The 19,180-nt window shown below is 51.8% G+C and carries 19 protein-coding genes; 9 read left to right on the forward strand and 10 right to left on the reverse strand.

Annotated features, from left to right (window positions below; all coding sequences use genetic code 11):
* Positions 1-47 precede the first annotated feature (47 nt).
* The 9 genes from SB719_RS08135 to otsB form a co-directional block, all read right to left on the reverse strand.
* Positions 48-1,718 carry a methyl-accepting chemotaxis protein gene (locus tag SB719_RS08135; protein ID WP_304232687.1) on the reverse strand — a complete coding sequence of 557 codons (1,671 nt, stop codon included), beginning with the start codon at positions 1,716-1,718 and terminating at the stop codon, positions 48-50.
* Between the two features lie 69 nt (positions 1,719-1,787).
* Positions 1,788-2,285, reverse strand: a complete 498-nt coding sequence (gene cheW / locus SB719_RS08140) for a chemotaxis protein CheW (protein WP_065649513.1) — start codon at positions 2,283-2,285, stop codon at positions 1,788-1,790.
* 22 nt (positions 2,286-2,307) lie between these two features.
* Positions 2,308-4,293: a chemotaxis protein CheA gene (gene cheA / locus SB719_RS08145; RefSeq protein ID WP_412159154.1), complete on the reverse strand. Its 1,986-nt coding sequence runs from the start codon at positions 4,291-4,293 to the stop codon at positions 2,308-2,310.
* A 10-nt stretch (positions 4,294-4,303) separates the two neighbouring features.
* On the reverse strand, positions 4,304-5,320 hold the full coding sequence (gene motB / locus SB719_RS08150; RefSeq protein ID WP_304232685.1) for a flagellar motor protein MotB: 1,017 nt from the start codon (positions 5,318-5,320) through the stop codon (positions 4,304-4,306).
* Complete coding sequence (gene motA, locus SB719_RS08155; RefSeq protein ID WP_065649516.1) at positions 5,317-6,204, reverse strand: flagellar motor stator protein MotA; 888 nt, start codon at positions 6,202-6,204, stop codon at positions 5,317-5,319. Before motA ends, motB begins: the two co-directional genes overlap by 4 nt.
* 133 nt (positions 6,205-6,337) lie before the next feature.
* A complete protein-coding gene (gene flhC, locus SB719_RS08160) occupies positions 6,338-6,916 on the reverse strand; it encodes a flagellar transcriptional regulator FlhC (protein ID WP_065649517.1) in 579 nt (192 codons plus the stop codon).
* On the reverse strand, positions 6,916-7,266 hold the full coding sequence (gene flhD, locus SB719_RS08165) for a flagellar transcriptional regulator FlhD (RefSeq protein WP_065649518.1): 351 nt from the start codon (positions 7,264-7,266) through the stop codon (positions 6,916-6,918). Before flhD ends, flhC begins: the two co-directional genes overlap by 1 nt.
* 1,081 nt (positions 7,267-8,347) lie before the next feature.
* Complete coding sequence (gene otsA, locus SB719_RS08170) at positions 8,348-9,784, reverse strand: alpha,alpha-trehalose-phosphate synthase (RefSeq protein ID WP_065649519.1); 1,437 nt, start codon at positions 9,782-9,784, stop codon at positions 8,348-8,350.
* Positions 9,781-10,569, reverse strand: coding sequence for a trehalose-phosphatase (gene otsB, locus SB719_RS08175; RefSeq protein WP_304232680.1), 789 nt, complete (start codon positions 10,567-10,569; stop codon positions 9,781-9,783). The genes otsA and otsB overlap by 4 nt, the downstream gene beginning before the upstream one ends.
* A 528-nt stretch (positions 10,570-11,097) precedes the next feature.
* Between otsB and SB719_RS08180 the strand changes: the two genes are divergently transcribed.
* The 5 genes from SB719_RS08180 to SB719_RS08200 all read left to right on the forward strand — a co-directional run bounded on the left by SB719_RS08180 (position 11,098) and on the right by SB719_RS08200 (position 14,007).
* A complete protein-coding gene (locus SB719_RS08180; protein ID WP_065649522.1) occupies positions 11,098-11,388 on the forward strand; it encodes a DUF2913 family protein in 291 nt (96 codons plus the stop codon).
* 412 nt (positions 11,389-11,800) lie between these two features.
* Entirely contained in the window at positions 11,801-12,313 is a 513-nt protein-coding gene (locus SB719_RS08185; RefSeq protein WP_293005728.1) for a GNAT family N-acetyltransferase, read from the forward strand.
* A 347-nt stretch (positions 12,314-12,660) separates the two neighbouring features.
* Positions 12,661-12,840: a KGG domain-containing protein gene (locus tag SB719_RS08190; protein ID WP_039383978.1), complete on the forward strand. Its 180-nt coding sequence runs from the start codon at positions 12,661-12,663 to the stop codon at positions 12,838-12,840.
* Positions 12,841-13,017: 177 nt separating this feature from the next.
* Entirely contained in the window at positions 13,018-13,215 is a 198-nt protein-coding gene (locus SB719_RS08195) for a hypothetical protein (protein ID WP_065649524.1), read from the forward strand.
* Complete coding sequence (locus SB719_RS08200) at positions 13,216-14,007, forward strand: hypothetical protein (RefSeq protein WP_065649525.1); 792 nt, start codon at positions 13,216-13,218, stop codon at positions 14,005-14,007.
* On the opposite strand, the gene SB719_RS08205 is transcribed toward SB719_RS08200, so the two are convergent.
* Positions 13,994-16,378, reverse strand: a complete 2,385-nt coding sequence (locus SB719_RS08205; RefSeq protein ID WP_314689489.1) for a phosphoketolase family protein — start codon at positions 16,376-16,378, stop codon at positions 13,994-13,996. The two genes, SB719_RS08200 and SB719_RS08205, sit on opposite strands and share 14 nt — an antisense overlap.
* A gap of 326 nt (positions 16,379-16,704) precedes the next feature.
* Between SB719_RS08205 and SB719_RS08210 the strand changes: the two genes are divergently transcribed.
* The 4 genes from SB719_RS08210 (at position 16,705) to SB719_RS08225 (ending at position 19,112) form a co-directional block, all read left to right on the forward strand.
* Positions 16,705-16,893: a general stress protein gene (locus SB719_RS08210; protein WP_304232675.1), complete on the forward strand. Its 189-nt coding sequence runs from the start codon at positions 16,705-16,707 to the stop codon at positions 16,891-16,893.
* A gap of 148 nt (positions 16,894-17,041) precedes the next feature.
* Complete coding sequence (locus SB719_RS08215; protein WP_304232673.1) at positions 17,042-17,515, forward strand: ferritin-like domain-containing protein; 474 nt, start codon at positions 17,042-17,044, stop codon at positions 17,513-17,515.
* Positions 17,516-17,569: 54 nt separating this feature from the next.
* Positions 17,570-18,442: a manganese catalase family protein gene (locus SB719_RS08220; protein WP_065649528.1), complete on the forward strand. Its 873-nt coding sequence runs from the start codon at positions 17,570-17,572 to the stop codon at positions 18,440-18,442.
* A gap of 376 nt (positions 18,443-18,818) precedes the next feature.
* Positions 18,819-19,112 carry a hypothetical protein gene (locus SB719_RS08225; protein WP_292971955.1) on the forward strand — a complete coding sequence of 98 codons (294 nt, stop codon included), beginning with the start codon at positions 18,819-18,821 and terminating at the stop codon, positions 19,110-19,112.
* Positions 19,113-19,180: the final 68 nt, after the last annotated feature.

Here is a 19,180-nt window from a genome sequence, read left to right on the forward strand (position 1 = left end):
CTAAAAAAACTACCCTCTGTCACGTGTGACGGAGGGCATAACGGCAGTCAGAAGGTTTCCCAGTGGCTGTCCGCGCCTGCTGTAGTAGCGGCACGACGCGGCGCGGCTGCGACCGCAGGCGGGGCAATTTGCGGGTGGCGCACGCCGGCAGCCTGCGGCGTGCCACGCGTAATGCGGAACAGCGCCACCGACTGACTGAGGTGGCTGGCCTGCGCTTCGAGGGAAGCAGCAGCCGATGCGGACTCTTCAACCAGCGCAGCGTTCTGTTGAGTGACCCGGTCCATTTCGGTGACCGCCTCTCCCACCTGATCGATACCGCGACTCTGCTCATCAGATGCGGAAGCAATTTCGCCCATGATATCGGTCACGCGCGTCACTGCATTCACTATTTCACCCATGGTTTCACCGGCGCTTTCTACCAGCACATAGCCACTGTTAACACGCTGGACCGAATCCTCAATCAGCCCTTTGATCTCTTTGGCCGCCTGAGCACTGCGCTGCGCCAGACTGCGTACTTCACCGGCTACTACGGCAAAACCGCGCCCCTGTTCGCCGGCACGTGCAGCTTCTACCGCTGCGTTAAGTGCCAGAATGTTGGTCTGGAAGGCAATGCCGTCAATCACACTGGTAATATCCGCGATTTTCTTCGAACTGCCGGCGATATCTTTCATGGTCGAAACCACGCCATTCACAACCGTACCGCCTTTCTGAGCCGTTTCTGAAGCGTTTCGCGCCAGCTGCGACGCCTGCCGCGCATTTTCAGCATTCTGTTTCACTGTTGCTGTCAGCTGCTCCATGCTGGCAGCCGTCTCTTCCAGTGAGGCAGCCTGCTGCTCGGTACGCGCCGAAAGGTCGTTATTACCGGCTGAAATCTCACTGGCACCGGTAAAGATCGCATCCGCTCCGTCGCGCACGTCGCTGACCGTGCGCGTCAGCGCCTGCTGCATCTCATGCAGGCTGGTCGCCAGCTGGCTCATCTCATTACGCCCTGTTACAACGATTGACTGGGTGAGATCGCCCTGCGCGATATGCCGGATATGCTGAATGCTCTGATTAAGCGGCTGAATAAGTACCCGGCGCAGCCCGGACCAGCACAGCAGGCTAACCGCAACCACCACGACCATGACGGCGCCAATCAGCCAGAGCATACGGGTATACGCCGTGCTGTTTTCTTCTGCGCCCGCCTGCGTAAGACGGCTCTGATCGGCCCGCCAGCGCGTGTAATCAGCGTAGAAAGCGCTCTGACTCGGTGCTACCGGCGCTTTATACGCCTCGACCATATCCTTATTTTGCAGCGCGGCCTGCATAGCACTCAGCGCCTGACTGTAAGCGCCATAGCTCTGCTCCAGCTGCTGGTTAAGCTGTTTATCCAGTCCTGGCGTATCGGGCAGATTGTGGAATAGCGTAAAGTTGTCCGCTGCACGCTGCTGAAAATCGCGACTCTGTAAATAGAGCTCACTCACATCTGTCTCTTTCCCCTCCAGTTTGCCGGTAGTGATGCGCAGCAGCATACGCGTCAGCACCACCCGGCTCTGGTTAAGGCTCATATAGGCATCGGTAATCGCCGCAAGATTTTGCGCGGAAAGCTGCGAGGCAGAAAAGCTGGTTTTGTCATGATACAGCGCCCGGATAAACAGCGATCCGGAGGTCAGTTGCAGAGCAGCAAAAAGTACCAGTACCACCAGCAGGCTGGTGACAACACGAATTCGGGTAAACATAATGGGGTCCATCGAAACAGGAAAGTGGGGATGAAAACGGGCCGCGCTGAGGCGGCCCGGCGGTAACGGTTAGACGCTGCGCAGCGTGTCCATCAGCGCCATTTCTTCGCTACTGAGCAGTTTTTCAATATCGACCAGGATCAGCATACGCTCGCCCAGCGCCCCCAGTCCGGTCAGATACTCTGTAGACATCGTCACGGCGAACTCCGGTGCCGGCCGAATCTGTTCGTGCATCAGCGACAGCACATCTGAAACGCCATCAACCACGATGCCGACCACGCGGTGTTCCAGGTTGAGCACAATCACTACGGTATTATCGTTGTACTCTACGTCCGGCTGCGAAAACTTCACGCGCAGGTCGATAATTGGCACGATTACGCCGCGCAGGTTAGTGACCCCTTTGATAAATTCCGGCGTGTTGGCGATGCGCGTGACCTGATCGTAGCCGCGGATCTCCTGTACTTTAAGAATATCGATGCCGTACTCTTCATCACCCAAAGTGAAAACCAGAAACTCCTGGCCGACGGTTTCGCCAGCGATTTTGGTCACGGTTGCCATGTCAGTCATATTTTTGCCCTTTATTTATCAGTTACGCTGCGGCACCGGCCACACGCTTTTCACGGTTCAGCGATTGCAGTGCGGACACATCCACAATCAGCGCTACGCTGCCATCCCCCAGAATGGTGGCAGCAGAGATACCCGGCACTTTGCGGTAGTTACTCTCCAGGTTTTTCACCACCACCTGATGCTGACCGATTAACTGATCGACCAGCAGCGCATAGCGGCGGCCCGCACTCTGCAGAATCACCACAATGCCCTGCGTTGCATCGGTTTTGGCATTCTGCACATCAAAGACGTTCCACAGCTCAACCAGCGGCAGATATTCGCCGCGGACTTCCAGTACACGCTCTCCGCCAGCCAGCGGCTTAAGCTCTTCTGCCGTTGGCTGCAGCGATTCCATGACGGCGTTCAGCGGCAGGATAAAGACCTCATCCGCTACGCGTACCGACATGCCGTCCAGGATTGCCAGCGTCAGCGGCAGCAGAATACGGATGGTTGTGCCTTTACCCTGTTTCGACGCAATCTCAACATGACCGCCCATCTCCTGGATATTACGCTTCACCACGTCCATACCCACGCCGCGCCCGGAGACATCGGTAACCTGCTCAGCGGTAGAGAAGCCGGGAGCAAAGATCAGCATGCCCACTTCTTCATCACTCATGCTGTCGCTGACCGGCAGACCTGAAGAGAGCGCTTTAGCCAGGATGCGCTCACGATTCAGGCCGGCTCCGTCGTCGATCACCTCAATACAGATGTTGCCACCCTGGTGCTCAGCAGAAAGTGTCAGATTGCCGGTGGCCGTTTTATTGGTTGCCAGGCGTTTTTCCGGCGTTTCAATACCGTGATCCAGACTGTTGCGCACCAGGTGCGTTAACGGATCGATAATGCGTTCGATCAGGCTCTTATCCAGCTCCGTCGAGCTGCCCAGCAGCGTCAGCTCCACGTCTTTACCCAGCTTGCTCGCAAGGTCGCGCACCAGACGCGGGAAGCGGCTGAACACATACTCCATCGGCATCATACGAATCGACATCACCGACTCCTGCAGGTCGCGCGCGTTGCGCTCCAGCTGGCCCATGCTGTTGAGCAGATCGCCATGCGCGACCGGATCCAGTGCACCGGAACGCTGCGCCAGCATCGACTGGGTAATCACCAGTTCGCCAACCAGGTTAATCAGCTGATCCACTTTCTCAACCGCAACGCGGATACTGCTGGATTCGCTCGATTTTGCTGGCGCCGCTGCCCGCTTGCTTTCGCGTTTTACGCCCGGCGTGATATCTGTCACCACTGCACTCTGCGGCTGAGCAGGTGTCGTTTCAGCAACAACGTCTGCGGCTACCGCGACCGGAGCTGCGGCCTCTGCCTGCGGGAAGCGGATCTGCGCTTCATCGATCACAAAGCAGAGCACTGCTACGATGTCATCTTTGTCGACACCTTCAATCGTGGCTTCCAGCGAGTGGGTACTTTTGACAACGTCGGTGACGCTGCCAAGGTTACTCAGCTCTTCCAGCATCAGATCTGGCTCTTTCTCTTTGAGATCGACCAGCTGCAGGCGCAGGCCGCGGCTGACAACCGTCGTCGCCGCAGGGGTATCGACTACCGCAGCAGCAGGGGCTTCAGGCACAATACCTTTCGCTTCCAGTGCCAGTTGACGCAGCGCCTCGCAGATGTAGTTAAAGCTTTCCGCATTAGGCTCCTGCGCAGTTTTATACGCATCGAGCTGTTCCTGCATAATATCTTTGGTTTCCAAAAACAGGTTGATGATGTCGGTGCTGAGCTGCATTTCGCCGCGGCGCGCACCATCCAGAATGTTCTCCAGGATATGGGTTGTCTCCTGTAAAACCGTAAAGCCAAACGTACCTGCTCCGCCCTTAATAGAGTGAGCGGCACGAAAAATGGCATTCAACTGTTCGGCATCGGGCTCCTGGGGATCCAGTCCCAACAGGTGTTGCTCCATGTCCGCTAACAGCTCATCGGCCTCGTCAAAAAACGTCTGGTAAAAATCGCTGATGTCCATGCTCACGGGATCACCTCGGCTGTGAGGGTTGGTCTGGTGTTACCGCACCCGCAGCGGGCGTTGCGGACGTGGCGGGCGCTGCCTGAGCCGCCGGAGCGGTCGGTGCGGTCGCCGCAGCCGCAGCCGGTCCGGCTGGTGCAGTGATAGTGGGAATCATGTGTGCCGGATCGCTGACCTGGACGGCATCGCTTTCGGCATTCTCTTTTTCAATGGCGGCTTCAGTATCATGGTTTAATACCAGCAGGCTGATACGGCGGTTGACCGCATCATCAGCGCCACGGTTCTTGAGCTTCATCGTGGCGGCCATCCCCACGACGCGCAGCATTTTGTTGCTATCCAGGCCCCCGATGACCAGCTCGCGCCGGGAGGCATTAGCACGATCGGCTGAGAGCTCCCAGTTACTGTAACCGCGTTCACCGCCGGCATACTGGAAGTCATCGGTATGGCCAGAAAGACTGATTTTATTCGGAATATCATTCAGCAGCGGCGCCACCGCGCGCAGAATATCGCGCATATAGGGTTCAACCTCCGCGCTGCCGGTTTTAAACATCGGGCGATTCTGGCTGTCGATAATCTGAATACGCAGCCCCTCCTGCACCATGTTGATAATCAGATGCGGACGCAGCGCTTTCAGGCGTGGATCGGCTTCAATCAGCTGATCGAGCTTTTCACGCAGCCGGTTAAGGCGGATCTCATCCAGCTGGCGTTTTTGTGCATCCATATCCACCTGTTTTCTGACTTCGCCCTTCTGCTGGGTCGGATCGTCTCCGCCCCCCGGAATCGGGCTTTCGCTATCGCTGCTGCGGGGTCCGCCTGTTACCGCCACTTTGAGCGGGGTTTTAAAATATTCTGCGATCTGAACCAGCTCCTGCGGATTCGCAATCGAGATGAGCCACATCACCATGAAAAATGCCATCATCGCCGTCATAAAGTCGGCATAGGCAATTTTCCATGAGCCGTGGCTGCCTTCATGCTTTTTATGTTTGCGCCGTTTAACCAGCACAATTGGGCGATTTTCATGCTTCATGAACTCTGGTCCGAAGTCTGTTTAGCCGGGTTTTTAGCGTTGCGTACGTGCTCTTCCAGTTCGGTAAACGAGGGACGCTCTGTGGAATAGAGCGTTTTGCGTCCGAACTCGACCGCGATCTGCGGGGCATACCCGTTCAGGCTGGAAAGCAGCGTGACTTTCACGCACTGCATCATTTTGGTGGTCTCAGCGCACTTCTGGCGCAATACCGAAGCCAGCGGTGAAATAAATCCGTAGGCCAGCAAGATGCCGAGGAACGTACCCACCATGGCGTGCGCAATCAGCGCCCCCAGCTCTGCAGCCGGACGATCGGCTGATGCCAGCGCATGCACGACACCCATTACCGCTGCAACGATGCCAAATGCCGGCAAACCATCGCCGATGGCGGATAAACTTTGCGCTGGTACTTCGCATTCATGCTCATAGGTCTCAATTTCTTCATCCATCAATGCTTCAATTTCAAAAGCATTCATATTTCCGCTGACCATCAGGCGCAGGTAGTCGGTAATAAAGTCCACTAACTGTTTATCGGTTAAAATACGCGGATAATTAGCGAAAATTTCGCTCTGCGAGGGATCTTCAATATCGCGTTCCAGCGACAGCATGCCCTGCTGACGGGATTTCGCCATCAGCCGATAGAGCAGCGCCATTAAATCCATATAGACCGCTTTATTATATTTGGAACCACGCATCAGCAGCGGCAGTGCCTTTAGCGTTTTCTTAATGGACTTACCGTTATTACCGACCAGAAATGCGCCGACACCTGCCCCGCCAATGATCAGCAGTTCAGATGGCTGATAAAGTGCACCTAAATGGCCACCGACCATCAGATAACCGCCCAGCACGGAACCAAGGACCACGATATAACCCAGAATAATCAGCACAAAAACATCCTTACGTCCGTAACGTGTTGGTGGAAGTTAAGCCAGAGGGCCGCAGGCGATATTCACAAATCGGAGGCAAAAAAAAGCAGCGGGGGTAACCCGCTGCTGGATGGCTTCCACAATGCGAACATACTTAAACGGCGCGTTTAACCTGTTCATCCAGCAGTTGTGGAAAGGTATCGGCAGTATCTGCAGAAAGTTTACGTCTTTTTACGGCACGCGAAGGCGGCTGGCACAGGCTGCAGACAAAGCTGCCTGCGGGCTGATGTGCATGATTAATAAAGCTGCCGTGACAGCTTTTGCAGTCAGAGAGTTCCAGCATACCACTTTCAACGAATCGCACCAGGGTCCAGGCGCGCGTCAGCGCCAACAGCGGGCCCTCGTCCGATTGCGGACACTGCTCAAGGTAGAGACGGTAGGCCTGAATAACCGCCTCCACGCCGCAGCTTAAACCGGTTTTGAGTAAAAACTGCCAGGCGTTACAGAACATAGATGCGTGAATATTCTGTTCCCACGTCATGAACCAGTCGGTGGAGAACGGCAACATGCCTTTTGGCGGCGGCGCACCACGCAACTCTTTATACAATTTAATTAAGCGGCCGCGACTTAATTGCGTTTCACTCTCCAGCATCTGCAGACGGGCACCCAGCGTGATCAGTTCCATCGCCAGCTGAATATCGCGCGCTTCCTGAACGATACTTTTATCGCTCATTATACTGCCCTCTTTTTGGTGCTGGTTTCGGTTTTTGAAACGCTGCGCAGCAGACGGCTGGATAACAGGATACCGGTGTGAATTTGCTGCAAATCATCTACCCGTGATTCCTGGGTAAGACGATTAATTAAGTTATGATCAGTAAAGCGGAACTGACATACAAGCTGATTCGTTTCAGCCAGCTTTACCATTTCAGGCAATGTTAACTGAGCCAGTGCATCTGCCATTGCTTCATCAATACCCAGACGAAACATAGCTGAAGGTTTTTCCTGGTTAATTAAGCGCTGCGCGAGCAGTAAATATGACAGATTGATGTCATATATATGTTTTAATAATTCTGATGTACCCATTTTTTCCATCCTGATAGACGCGGCATATATACGGCCACAGAATTTAATCTCTATGGTTCGGGTTGCTGGTTGGTAAATCTAAAGATGGCAAAAAATAAAATCAGTCATTAGCCAACATATATTTAAGTGTTTCATTTCCTACCGGGACATTCAGCAGTTTCAGTCAAAATTCCAGGCCATTCTTTTCCTGAGTCTTAACCTTCTTCCCTGATGTCTTTTTATCGTTTTTTAAGACTAATCCGAAAACAACGCAAATCTATATGGTCTCTATCCGACATACAACGTGAGTGGACCGGAATTTTAGATAAAGTGTGATCTGTATCACACTTTTAAGGCAAATTTTTTAACCGAAGCATCAGGGATGCTTGCGTTTTGTATGTTTTTTAGTCAATTCCGATTTTTTTCGCTAATCTTTTCCTGGGAAATTTCCAGATTGTGATCGCGTCGTCATCTGTCAGGCTATACGGATCTTTTCGTTGTCATGTTGGGGTTAACTCATCACAACCCGCTACCCTGAGACTTTGCGGCAGCACAAAACACCGGAAAAGCACGGTTTTTATAAGTTTTAAATTAATCACTTACAGGGAATATTGCCGGAAGGCATCACTCTTACACCTTAAACGGTACGCGAAACGTGATAGCGCCTGAAAAATGGAGTGTCAAGACAATGTCAGCAAGATTGAGAAAACGAATGTGGATGTAACCAGCTGTTACATTAACAAAATGAATGGGTGGTACAAAAAGCACACTGATGTATAACAAACATCGGCCTGGCCAGAGAAAACTTTAGCGCTGATAACAAAACTTACAAAAATGCGGCTATCTTTGCTGCAAATTTCCCATAATGCTCGTTCATCAACTGGTTAGCGTTAAGACTGATGAAATCGATTTCTTCTGTGTTGCCGCTTCGGTTTCATTACCCTTTGCTGTGGCACATCCGGACGAGTGAATAAAATTCAGTAAACGGGCTATGAAATATGCTTAGCCGGGTTTCTCTTTTCAATAAGGCTTTTTTGCAGGTGCCGGCAATAAAAAAGGGAGTGCATCAACGCACTCCCTCGTCATCGCTTTCAGTTATCCGTCATGCCAGCTTCTGAAACGTTGCAACTTTATTTTCCGTACCGTGATCGTCACTACGCGCGGACAGCGCATTGAGATCGTGCAGGAAGGTTTCGCGCCAGTGTGAGATATCCTGTTTACGCAGTACCGCCATCATATCGTTATAGCGGGTAATACGTTCCGTACGCGACATGGTCAGTGCTTTATCCAGCGCAGCAGCCACTTCGTCACGATCGTAAGGATTAACAATGAGTGCTGACGTCAGCTCATTCGCAGCCCCGGCAAAGCGTGAGAGAACCAGTACGCCCGGATCATCCGGATCCTGAGCCGCGACATACTCTTTGGCAACCAGATTCATGCCGTCGCGCAGAGGTGTAACCAGACCCACATCGGTAAGGCGGAAAATTTTCATCAGCAGACGGCGATCAAAATGCTGGTTGAGATAATAGAGGGGGGTCCAGCCCAGCGTGCCATATTTACCATTGATGCGGCCCGCTTCTGTCTCCAGCTGATGCCGAATGTCCTGATAGGCCTGCACGTCGCCACGTGAAGTCGGTGCAATCTGCGAGTAACGAATTTTGCCGCGATGCTGCGGAAAGTTTTCCAGCAGCGCTTCGTAGGCCAGAAAACGCTCGGGCAGACCTTTGGAATAGTCGAGTCGCTCACAGGCGATAATGTTTTTAGCGTCACCCAGCTCACGCTTCATCGCGGCCATCTTGGGCGGCAGCGGCCCTTCTGCCATCTCTTTGATCGCATCAGGTTCAATACCGATTGGATAGACTTCGGTCATAAAGGTGTTGCCGAAAGCCCGATGCTTTTTCTCACCTTTGTTTTGCAGCTGCGTTTGCTGACTGAGGCTATCGAGAAACGCAACCCGATCGGATTCGGTCTGGAAGCCCAGCAGATCATAGTCGCTCAGCATCTCCAGCAACTCCTGATGCGGCGGCAGCGCATTGAAAATTTCCGGCGTCGGGAAAGGGATATGTAAAAAGAAACCGATACGGTTGGTCACGCCCAGTTTACGCAACTCGGCAGCAAACGGTAGCAGATGGTAATCGTGGATCCACAACACGTCATCAGATTTAATCAGCGGCTTAAGACGATGAGCCAGCGCAGTATTGACCCGGCAATAGCCTTCCCAGGCTTCACGCTGATACTGCACCAGATCAAGCCGGTAGTGGAAAGCAGGCCAGATTACGGTGTTAGAAAACTGGCAGTAATATTGATCGTAATCATTCTGGTTAAGCGGGAACGAGGCGTAGGTGATCCCATCGTGCTCCAGCTTTGCGAGTGGCTCTTCTTCTTCACCCGCATATTCACTGATCTCGCCGTTCCAGCCAAACCATAAACCACCGGTGTTTTTTAGCGCATCAAGAATACCAACGGCCAGACCGCCTGCGCTGCTTTTACTTCCGTCGGGAATAGCAATACGGTTAGATACCACGACTAAACGACTCATAACCTGAACTCCTTACCAATATTGTCATGCTCTAATTGTAATAATAGTTGCTCCAGCCACTGCCAGACAGCTTCTGTGTCCGGCAGCCGGTAGCGCGCTTCAGTAGGGCCTTCGCCAACTTTGACAGAGAGACCCTGTAGCGCATTCACTGCAAGAAAGCCCTTTTCATCGGTCAGATCATCACCGACAAATACCGGAATACGTCCTGCAAAGGGAGCTTCCTGCATAAAGGTATTAATGGCTTCGCCCTTGTCGATTCCCCGGGGTTTGATTTCAACCACGCATTTGCCCGGCTGCAGCGTTAACTCAGAAAAACGGTTAACAATCTTTTCCGCCAGCTGCATGATGGCCGGCTCATGCTCAGGGGCATTGCGAAAATGCAGCGCAAATGCCATGCCTTTTGCCTCCAGCACGGCGCCTGGCCACTGACTGAATGCCTGCTCCAGTTCGTTCTGCAGCGCTGAGGCAACCGTATCTGGCAGAGCATGACGGTGTGTCTGACCGGTTGCATCGCGACGCTCTGCACCATGCACACCCGCCGCAGGCGCTTCAAGTGGCGCGGCCAGTTTATCCAGCTGGGCTATCGGCCGTCCGGACACCAGCGCCAGCGCACCGTGGCTGAGATTGGAGATTTGTTGCAGATGCTGACGAACACGGGCGGGAATAGTGACCTGATCGGGCTGTGCCTCAATCGCTGCCAGCGTGCCGTCAACGTCAAAAAAGAAGGCGTAAAGGCCGCCGCTTAACGACGGAAGGGTATTGGTCTCGCTTACCACAGATGTCACGTCTCCTCCTTTTGTGAGTAATACATCAGGATGTTCAGAGGCGTGCAGCAGATAAAAATATTTAGGGTGAAACCACTAATAAATGCGCAACCTTTCCTGGTCAGCATCATGTATAACTGCATACCTGACGCACAATGAACATCGGCAGCAATAAGTGTAGACCTTATTCCGCTTTTCGCCATGAAAGTCGCTATCCGGAAAAATGGTTAGCGGTTTATCGCTTCGCCTTGCATCTGAATAACTGCAGGAGGAATAATAAAAAAGAATAAATGTGTACAATGCCAGGAAATATGTATGACTTTTCCACCCTGCCAATTCAGAATATTCCTGTAGCCAGCGGTAAAGTTTAACAGAAATTAAAAACAGTTTTTTTTTCAAAATGACAAAGGCCTGAAACCCCATAAAGAAATTCTTAAAAACGGGCCCGTAGCCCCCTTTTTTACCGCTTCAGTTGCCGTGGAATTGACCTGCCTGATGCATTTATGCACACTGACCCGGGTCAGGGATATCAATGATAAGAGCGATAAGATGGTGCAAAATTACAGTCAGCGCGTCCATTTTTACTATTGCATTTTGGTTGCGCTTAAAATCCATGCTCAATCCAAAAAAAACGGCCATCTCCGGGGGAAAAATAATTTCCTGCTGAAGTGGTTACGTAACGCGCAGAACAATACGATTTTCCATCCGGATATTACCAGTGAAATTGAGTGGCTGCGCGGCAAGATCATCAGCGCCGGGCCCGATGCCGATCTGGAACCTATGCTGCAATACGTTTATGACACAGCAAAACGCGCAGAACGTTTACGTTATAATTTCTGAGCCCCCTGCTGATGTTAAGCGCAACGCAGTATCTCTTATTGACCCGCGCTTATAGACTGTTTCATTAATTCTGAAATGCGGATCTCCATTAAACAGGCTATTCGATCTTTGCGTGGCTCTCTGCCTGAGCGTCCGCTGCACACTATGTATCCCCTCCCGTTACGCTGGCCAGCGCTGTACGCAAACAACCATACCAGTTGCCCTTCCCCTGCTCCTGCTCCTGCTCCTGGTCCTGCTCCTGCTCCTGCTCCTGCTCCTGCTCCTGCATAACGTGTTATAGCGCTTAAGCCCTTATTACACTGTTTCAGCAGATCGCTATCACATCCCGATCGTCAATCGCGTATTATCGGCCGTCAGGAGCGTTTACCACGCTGCGCCCTATGTGGCGCAGACTTCATGGAGAATCTGCATAATGGCATTGACTATTCGTCACGCCCGGCCGGAAGACGCCGGTTTACTGCATCAGCTGGGGCGTATGACCTACAGCGCGCATTTCAAACACCTGTGGGTCTCTGCGGAAGAGATGGATGCTTTTATCAGCAAAGAGTACGGTATGGATGCACTTATCCATAGCCTGACAGACGCCAGTGAATGCTGGCTGATTGCCGAGTCAGCGCATCCTATTGGTTTTGCCAAAGTAAAATGGAGCGTGCCGGTTCCTGATTCCGGTATGCGGGGTGCTCAGCTTTGCAAACTTTATCTCGACCCTCAGGAGACGGGCAAACACGTCGGAAGAGAGATGTTTGAAAGCATTATTGCCAGTGCGCGCCACCGTGAGGAAGGTTATCTGTGGCTGGAAGTGATGGACGCCAACGTCAGAGCCAGAAAATTTTATGAAGCGTTTGGCATGCAGCACATTAAAGATATTCCTTTTGTCACTGCCTCGCAGCAGAGTATGTTGCAGATTCTGGGAATGTTAATTTAACCAGCCCTGCCTGCCCTGCGCATCCTGCCCAGGGCGAAAAGTCTGTCCTGCTCACATATCTGATTAATTTTGCCAATTATTCGGGATAACCGGGGCAAATATTCTCTTCGCCGGTATCCTGTTTAACTCGCTATGGTGCTAATTTAGCGAAGATTTTTACTCTTGTTGTTATCCGTTATATTTTACGCATAGTAAAACAAAACACAAAACTATATATAAAACAATAACTTAATTATATTAGCCGCTTCGCTTGCACAGACAGCATTCACCATTACGCTTTAAAACGTACCACGCACATGACTGCATTGATTCATCATGTTATTAAACACTCTTCAAGAGGCTATATCATGACTCAGCACAGAGGCGGTTCAGGTAACTTCGCAGACGATAAGCAGAAAGCATCTGACGCAGGTAAAAAAGGTGGACAGAAAAGCGGCAGCGGAAGCGGCGGCAGCTTTAAAGATGACCCTAAAAAAGCATCTGAAGCAGGCAAAAAAGGTGGCCAGAGCAGCCGTAAAGGTTCCTGATTAGCCGGACAGCACAGGGATGTGCTGCACTATTTCCCCCTCTCTGCTTTATTTCCTCCTGTTTAATCTGCCGTTACGCTTGCTGTTTCTCCCGCCGCAGACAACTCTTAAAGTCGTTTTACTTCCCTTATTTTGCTCCAGACTTACTGTTTAATACTGAAAGGATTTACACCCGTCATGAAACGTTTTATATGCTCGCTGTTCAGCAGTCCTGAATCCTTATTGCAGGTCATGACACAACAGGATGTTACTGAATCCATGGAGGAAGGTGACAGAATTATCATAGATGAAGATGGCAATGCCTCGGTCAATCCGCTTAGCCCCGAAGTGCATAAAGATTTTGCTGAGCACGTTTCAACTCTGAAGGAAATTTAAATGGGCACGGCTATTTTCATGGTGTTAATGGTATGCGGGTACTGGTATACCAGCCGCGATATGTCCAGCCGGCTAAAGATAAAACGTTCATTTGGCTGGGATGTCTATTTTCTTATCGCGCTTTACGGCTGCATTTTCGTTGTCCAGGGCGTACTGGCTACGGCCATTGTCTGGCTATTGCTGCTTGCCGCCTCATTTGCAAATAACACTTTTGGCCTGAGTGCCGATCACCACGCTAACTGGCATGTCGATTTTATGACCTGGAGCTTTCTGGGCATCCAGGCCCCGGTAGTCATCATGCTCACCTTTGCGGTGCTGTTTTGCGTTTACCGCTCCAACTGGGCTGGCAGCGCCCGCCTGACGCCTGGCAGCCGTAAAGAGTTGTATCAGCGCCTGTCCCGTTCTAACGGCATTGAACAGATGCTGCTGCACTGTATGGAAGAAGGTGAACTGGCCTGGGTAACGCTGAAATCCCGCCGGATTTACATTGGTATGATCCACGCCGCTACCTTTGAATTTCCTGGTACAGCGAATATCGTGATGATCCCGATGCTGAGCGGCTATCGCGATGCGCGCACCCTGAATCTGGCTATCGAGCACAATTATAGCCGCTGGTATCACGAGCATGAAATAAGCTTTCTCTCTTCACCCAAAAGCGCCCTCGATTTTCGTAAGGTGCTGATGGTTGATCAGATTGAGAGCCTGTCGCTGTTCGACCCGGCCAGCGCCTCTGCGCTGGCTCTGGGCAAAAAACGCTATCAGCGCCGCCGGATGCCGCTTAATCATTCCTGAGAGATGACGCTGAGGACGCAGCGGCCCGCCAGTGCCAGTTGCGTACCTCAGGCACATCTTCACCATACTCCCGCACCCAGGCGTGATGCGCAGCAATACGCGCCTGCAAATCCTCCAGCAAATCTGAATACCGATCGGCTTCTTCAGAAACGTGCAGCAGCGCAGCCTGCGCCAGATGATAGCGATCGAGCTTGTTCAGTACGGTCATATCAAAAGGCGTGGTGGTCGTGCCCTCTTCGTTAAAACCGTGTACGTGGAAATTACGATGATTATTGCGCTGATAAGTCAGACGATGGATCAGCCCCGGATAGCCGTGGAACGCAAAGATCACCGGTTTGCTGGTTGTAAACAGGCGATCAAACTCCGCCTCACTTTTGCCATGCGGATGCTGTTCACAGGTCTGCAGCGCCATCAGGTCAACGACATTCACTACGCGTACGCGCAGCGACGGCAGTAATTCACGCAGCAGATCAACTGCCGCCAGCGTTTCCATCGTAGGCACATCGCCCGCGCACGCCATGACCACGTCAGGTTCTCCCGTGCAGCTGGCCCATTGCCAGATGCCCATTCCCGCCTCACAGTGCGCAATCGCACTATCGATATCGAGCCACTGCGGAGAGGGCTGCTTGCCCGCTACAATGACATTAATGCGATCCCAGGTACGCAGGCAGTGATCGCCCGTCCAGAGCAGACAGTTCGCATCCGGCGGCAGATAGACGCGCACGATGTCCGCTTTTTTATTCACTACATGATCCAGAAAACCCGGGTCCTGATGACTGTAGCCATTGTGATCCTGACGCCAGACGTGAGAGGAAAGCAGATAGTTCAGGGATGAGACGGGCTGCCGCCACGGCAGTTTACGCGACACTTTCAGCCATTTAGCATGCTGGTTAAACATGGAGTCGACAATATGAATAAACGCTTCATAGCAGTTAAACAGGCCATGACGTCCGGTAAGCAGATAGCCTTCCAGCCAGCCCTGACACTGATGCTCGCTCAGAATTTCCATCACGCGCCCGTCGCGTCCCAGCTGTTCATCCCACGGCTCCAGCGGTGCCATCCAGCTGCGGCTGGTCGCGTCAAACACCGGCGATAACCGGTTTGAAGCGGTCTCATCCGGGCCAAACAGACGAAAATTATCCCTGTTGAGACGAAAAATTTCGCGCAGATAGAGGCCAAACTGGTGGGTCGCTTCCCCCTGCTGCGCGCCTGGTGCGCTGAGACCAGTCGCAAATTGCCGGATATCAGGTGTGACAAGCGGTCGCCGCAGCCGGCCGCCATTAGCGTAAGGCGTGGCACTCATACGTTTGTCACCTGCCGGAGCCAGCGCCCGCAGCTCAGCGTTTAAGCGCCCTCCGGCGTCAAAAAGCGTTTCAGGCTGATAACTGCGCAGCCATGTTTCGAGGATCTCCCGGTGCGCTTCATCTTCGCGGCACCCGGCGACCGGCACCTGATGCGCGCGCCAGAAACCCTCTACTTTTTTGCCATCTACTTCTTTCGGTCCTGTCCAGCCCTTCGGCGTGCGCAGCACGATCATGGGCCAGCGCGGTATCGTCTCACTGCCGGCTGTAGTGCGTGCCTGCTGCTGGATAGAGGCAATAGTGTCAAACGCGCGATCCAGCGTAGCGGCCATCTGCTGATGCATTAGCTGTGGATCGTCACCACAGACAAAAAGCGGTTCATAACCATACCCGCTGAAAAGCTGCTGTAAGTCCTCGTCGCTGGTGCGTCCCAGCAGCGTTGGGTTAGCGATCTTATAGCCATTGAGGTGAAGAACAGGCAGCACAGCCCCATCACGCTGCGGATTAAGGAAATGGATACCGTGCCAGCTGGCAGCCAGGGGGCCAGTCTCTGCTTCACCGTCACCAATAACGCAGGGCACAATCAGGTTCGGGTGATCAAATACGGCACCAAAAGCGTGAGAAAGCGAATAGCCCAGCTCTCCCCCTTCGTTAATTGAGCCAGGCGTTTCAGGCGCCGCATGGCTCGGTATCCCGCCGGGAAAAGAGAACTGTTTGAACAGACGCTGCATACCCTGCTCATCTTCACTGACCTGCGGGTAAATTTCACTATAGGTCCCTTCCAGCCAGCTGTTAGCCACCATGCCGGGGCCGCCATGACCGGGTCCGCAGACATACAGCAGGTCAGCATTGCGCTGGCGAATAATGCGGTTAAGGTGGGCATAGATAAAATTGAGTCCGGGGGTGGTGCCCCAGTGTCCCAGCAATCGTGGCTTGATATGCTCAGGCAGCAATGTTTCACGCAGCAGCGGGTTCGCCATCAGGTAGATTTGGCCCACTGACAGATAGTTAGCGGCGCGCCAGTAGCGATCAAGCAGTTCCAGTTCAGCCGTTGCGGCAGCGTCGGTCATCAGCTCGTCTCCTCATTTTTAGGGTAATAACTAACCTTAACTGAGAAAGCAGCATGCCGCGAATCAGCGCGCCAAAGATATTACGCTGACGCTTCAATAAATTAATTAATAACCGAAGCGCATACGTATATTTAAGCGATGCGGTAATTGTCGCTGCGCTTAAATATAAAAATATTGCAAAATCAAACTCTACAGATAAATCTTATAAGCAAGTATTTAAACCGCCCCGCTTGCAGAACATAGAAACACGATTACTATTAAATACGCAGCTCGCTTATAACTGGTTAGTTAGATCAGGTCATTATCATCTTATGAAGAGACAATATATGTTGACTCAGCATCAAGGCGGTGCAGGTAATTTCGCAGAGGAAACACGGCGAATATCTGAAGCGGGTAAAAAAGGCGGACAGAATAGCGGCATAGGCCTGAACAATGACCGCGAAAAGTATCTGACGCTGGCAAAAAAAGGACTCAGAATGGCAATTATGGCGCCTGACAACAGGTTTTACGGATGAATCCTGCTGCACAGGGATTGCGCATCTGATTCCTGTTCCGCACCAGAGCACAATAAGCTCTGCTGCCTTAAAAACCTCATCTTAATGAATAAACTGCATACGTCATATGACGCCTGCTTTGCTGTTTATTATTGCACGGAGAACGCTTATGAAAGTTGAATCTCTGCTCGACCTTTTTATTCACGACCTCTCAGATGTTTATAGTGCAGAAAAACAGATAACCCGTGCGCTCCCCAAAATGGCGCGTGCCGCATCTGATGAAAGTTTAAAAGCAGCTTTTAAACAACATCTGGAGGAGACCCAGGGGCAAATTGAGCGTCTGGATCAGGTAGTGGAAGCCCACGACGAATTACGTATCAAACGCATGAAGTGCCATGCAATGGAAGGTCTGGTGGAAGAAGCGCAGGAACTTATCGATGCGACTGAAGCCGGCCCGGTGCGCGATGCAGGCCTGATAGGTGCGGCGCAAAAAGTTGAACACTACGAAATTGCTACCTACGGCACGCTGGTTGCTATGGCCAAAAAACTTGGTCTTGACCAGGCCGCCAGTTTACTGGCAGACACGCTGGCTGAAGAAAAATCTACCGATGAAAAACTCACAAGCATTGCAGAACAGCAATAACACATGATTAAAAAGGCCAGCCCATCGGTCTGACTGTTAACACTGAGGTGAGCTATGTTTCGACACGTTAAAAAATTGCAGTACACCGTCAGGGTAAGCGAACCTAATCCCGGACTGGCTAATCTGCTGCTTGAACAGTTTGGAGGCCCGCAGGGCGAACTGGCAGCAGCCATGCGCTATTTTACGCAGGGATTAGGTGATGACGATCTCGGACGTCGTGACATGCTGATGGACATTGCGACCGAAGAACTGAGTCACCTTGAAATCATCGGTTCGCTGGTAGGAATGCTCAACAAAGGGGCGAAAGGTAAACTGGCTGAAGGCACGGAAGCAGAGGGCGATCTGTATCGCTCTATTACCGGTGCTGGTAATGACAGTCATCTTACCTCTATTCTCTACGGCGGTGGCCCGGCGCTGACTAATTCAGGTGGCGTACCCTGGACGGCTGCCTATATTGATACTATCGGAGAGGTGACGGCTGATTTGCGTTCCAATATTGCCGCGGAGTCCCGCGCCAAAATTATTTATGAACGCCTGATCAACGTTACTGACGACGTGGGTGTAAAAGATGCGCTGGGCTTTCTGATGACGCGTGAAGCCGCTCATCAGCTCTCCTTTGAAAAAGCGCTCTACTCTATCCGCAATAACTTCCCGCCGGGTAAACTGCCGCCGATCGAAGAGTATGCGCATACTTATTTCAGTATGTCCGACGGGGATGATGTGCGTGGTAGCTGGAATTCCGATGAGAACTTCAACTACGTCGCCGATCCTCAGCCAGCCGTTGATGGAGGTGATGGCCATGCATCAGTGGTTCTTGCCGAAGATGAAGCGGCAGCGCTGAAAGCCATGGCTGTCAGAACCGCCTCGAATCCTGATATTAATCCGGAAACAGGTGCTGAACTGGGCAGTGAAAAGCCACAGACGTAAATCCCAAGGAGAGATCAATGCATCTTAAACCTGTACAGCGTGCTCACGCAGGTCATCAGCCTGACAAAGATGAGCCTGATTTACCTGACGATGATACTGGCAGTGCGCCAGAATCGGGTGATAAGCAACCTGAATAAGCTCCCCTTCTTCTGACCGCCTTCGGGCGGTTTTTTCATCATAAGGGAAATTTTTTTAATGACGGGCACCAGCTTCAGCTTCTGCATAAATAAGCCAGACGGCAAAAGCCCGTGAATTAATGCAGCAAACTCAGAAAGTTATAATTTTTGTTTTTTATTCTGGCGTTTTTCTGATTCTGGTCTATGTTCCTTTAGTCAGGTTAGTACCAATAATCACTATAAGAAGTTAAGGAACTTTTATGGATTTCGCTCGTTTTAAAACACGTTTACAGCAATGGGAGCATTTGCACTTTACCAGCGTAGAATTACAGCAGCGCGATGGCAGATATGAAATCTATGCTACTGCAGCAGAGCACCAGACGCTGAGCCAGCTTTTTATCTGTAATGTCAGCAATGAATCTGCTGCGCAGGAAGAGATAAAACAGCTGCAAAGCTGGCTACAAAAGATTAAGTCCGGCCGAAGCAAACGTCTTAATGCGCGCCCGGCTCGTCAGGTAACGGTAAATGTCCCTGGCATGAGCATAAGCCGTTAAACCACGATTCAGACTCTTCAGCGCAAATAGCAGCATGTACAACTTTATCCTGAAATCTTTTAATAACG

Origin of the sequence: Pantoea sp. SIMBA_079 (assembly GCF_046940275.1) — a bacterium.
Classification (GTDB): Bacteria; Pseudomonadota; Gammaproteobacteria; order Enterobacterales; family Enterobacteriaceae; genus Pantoea; species Pantoea borealis.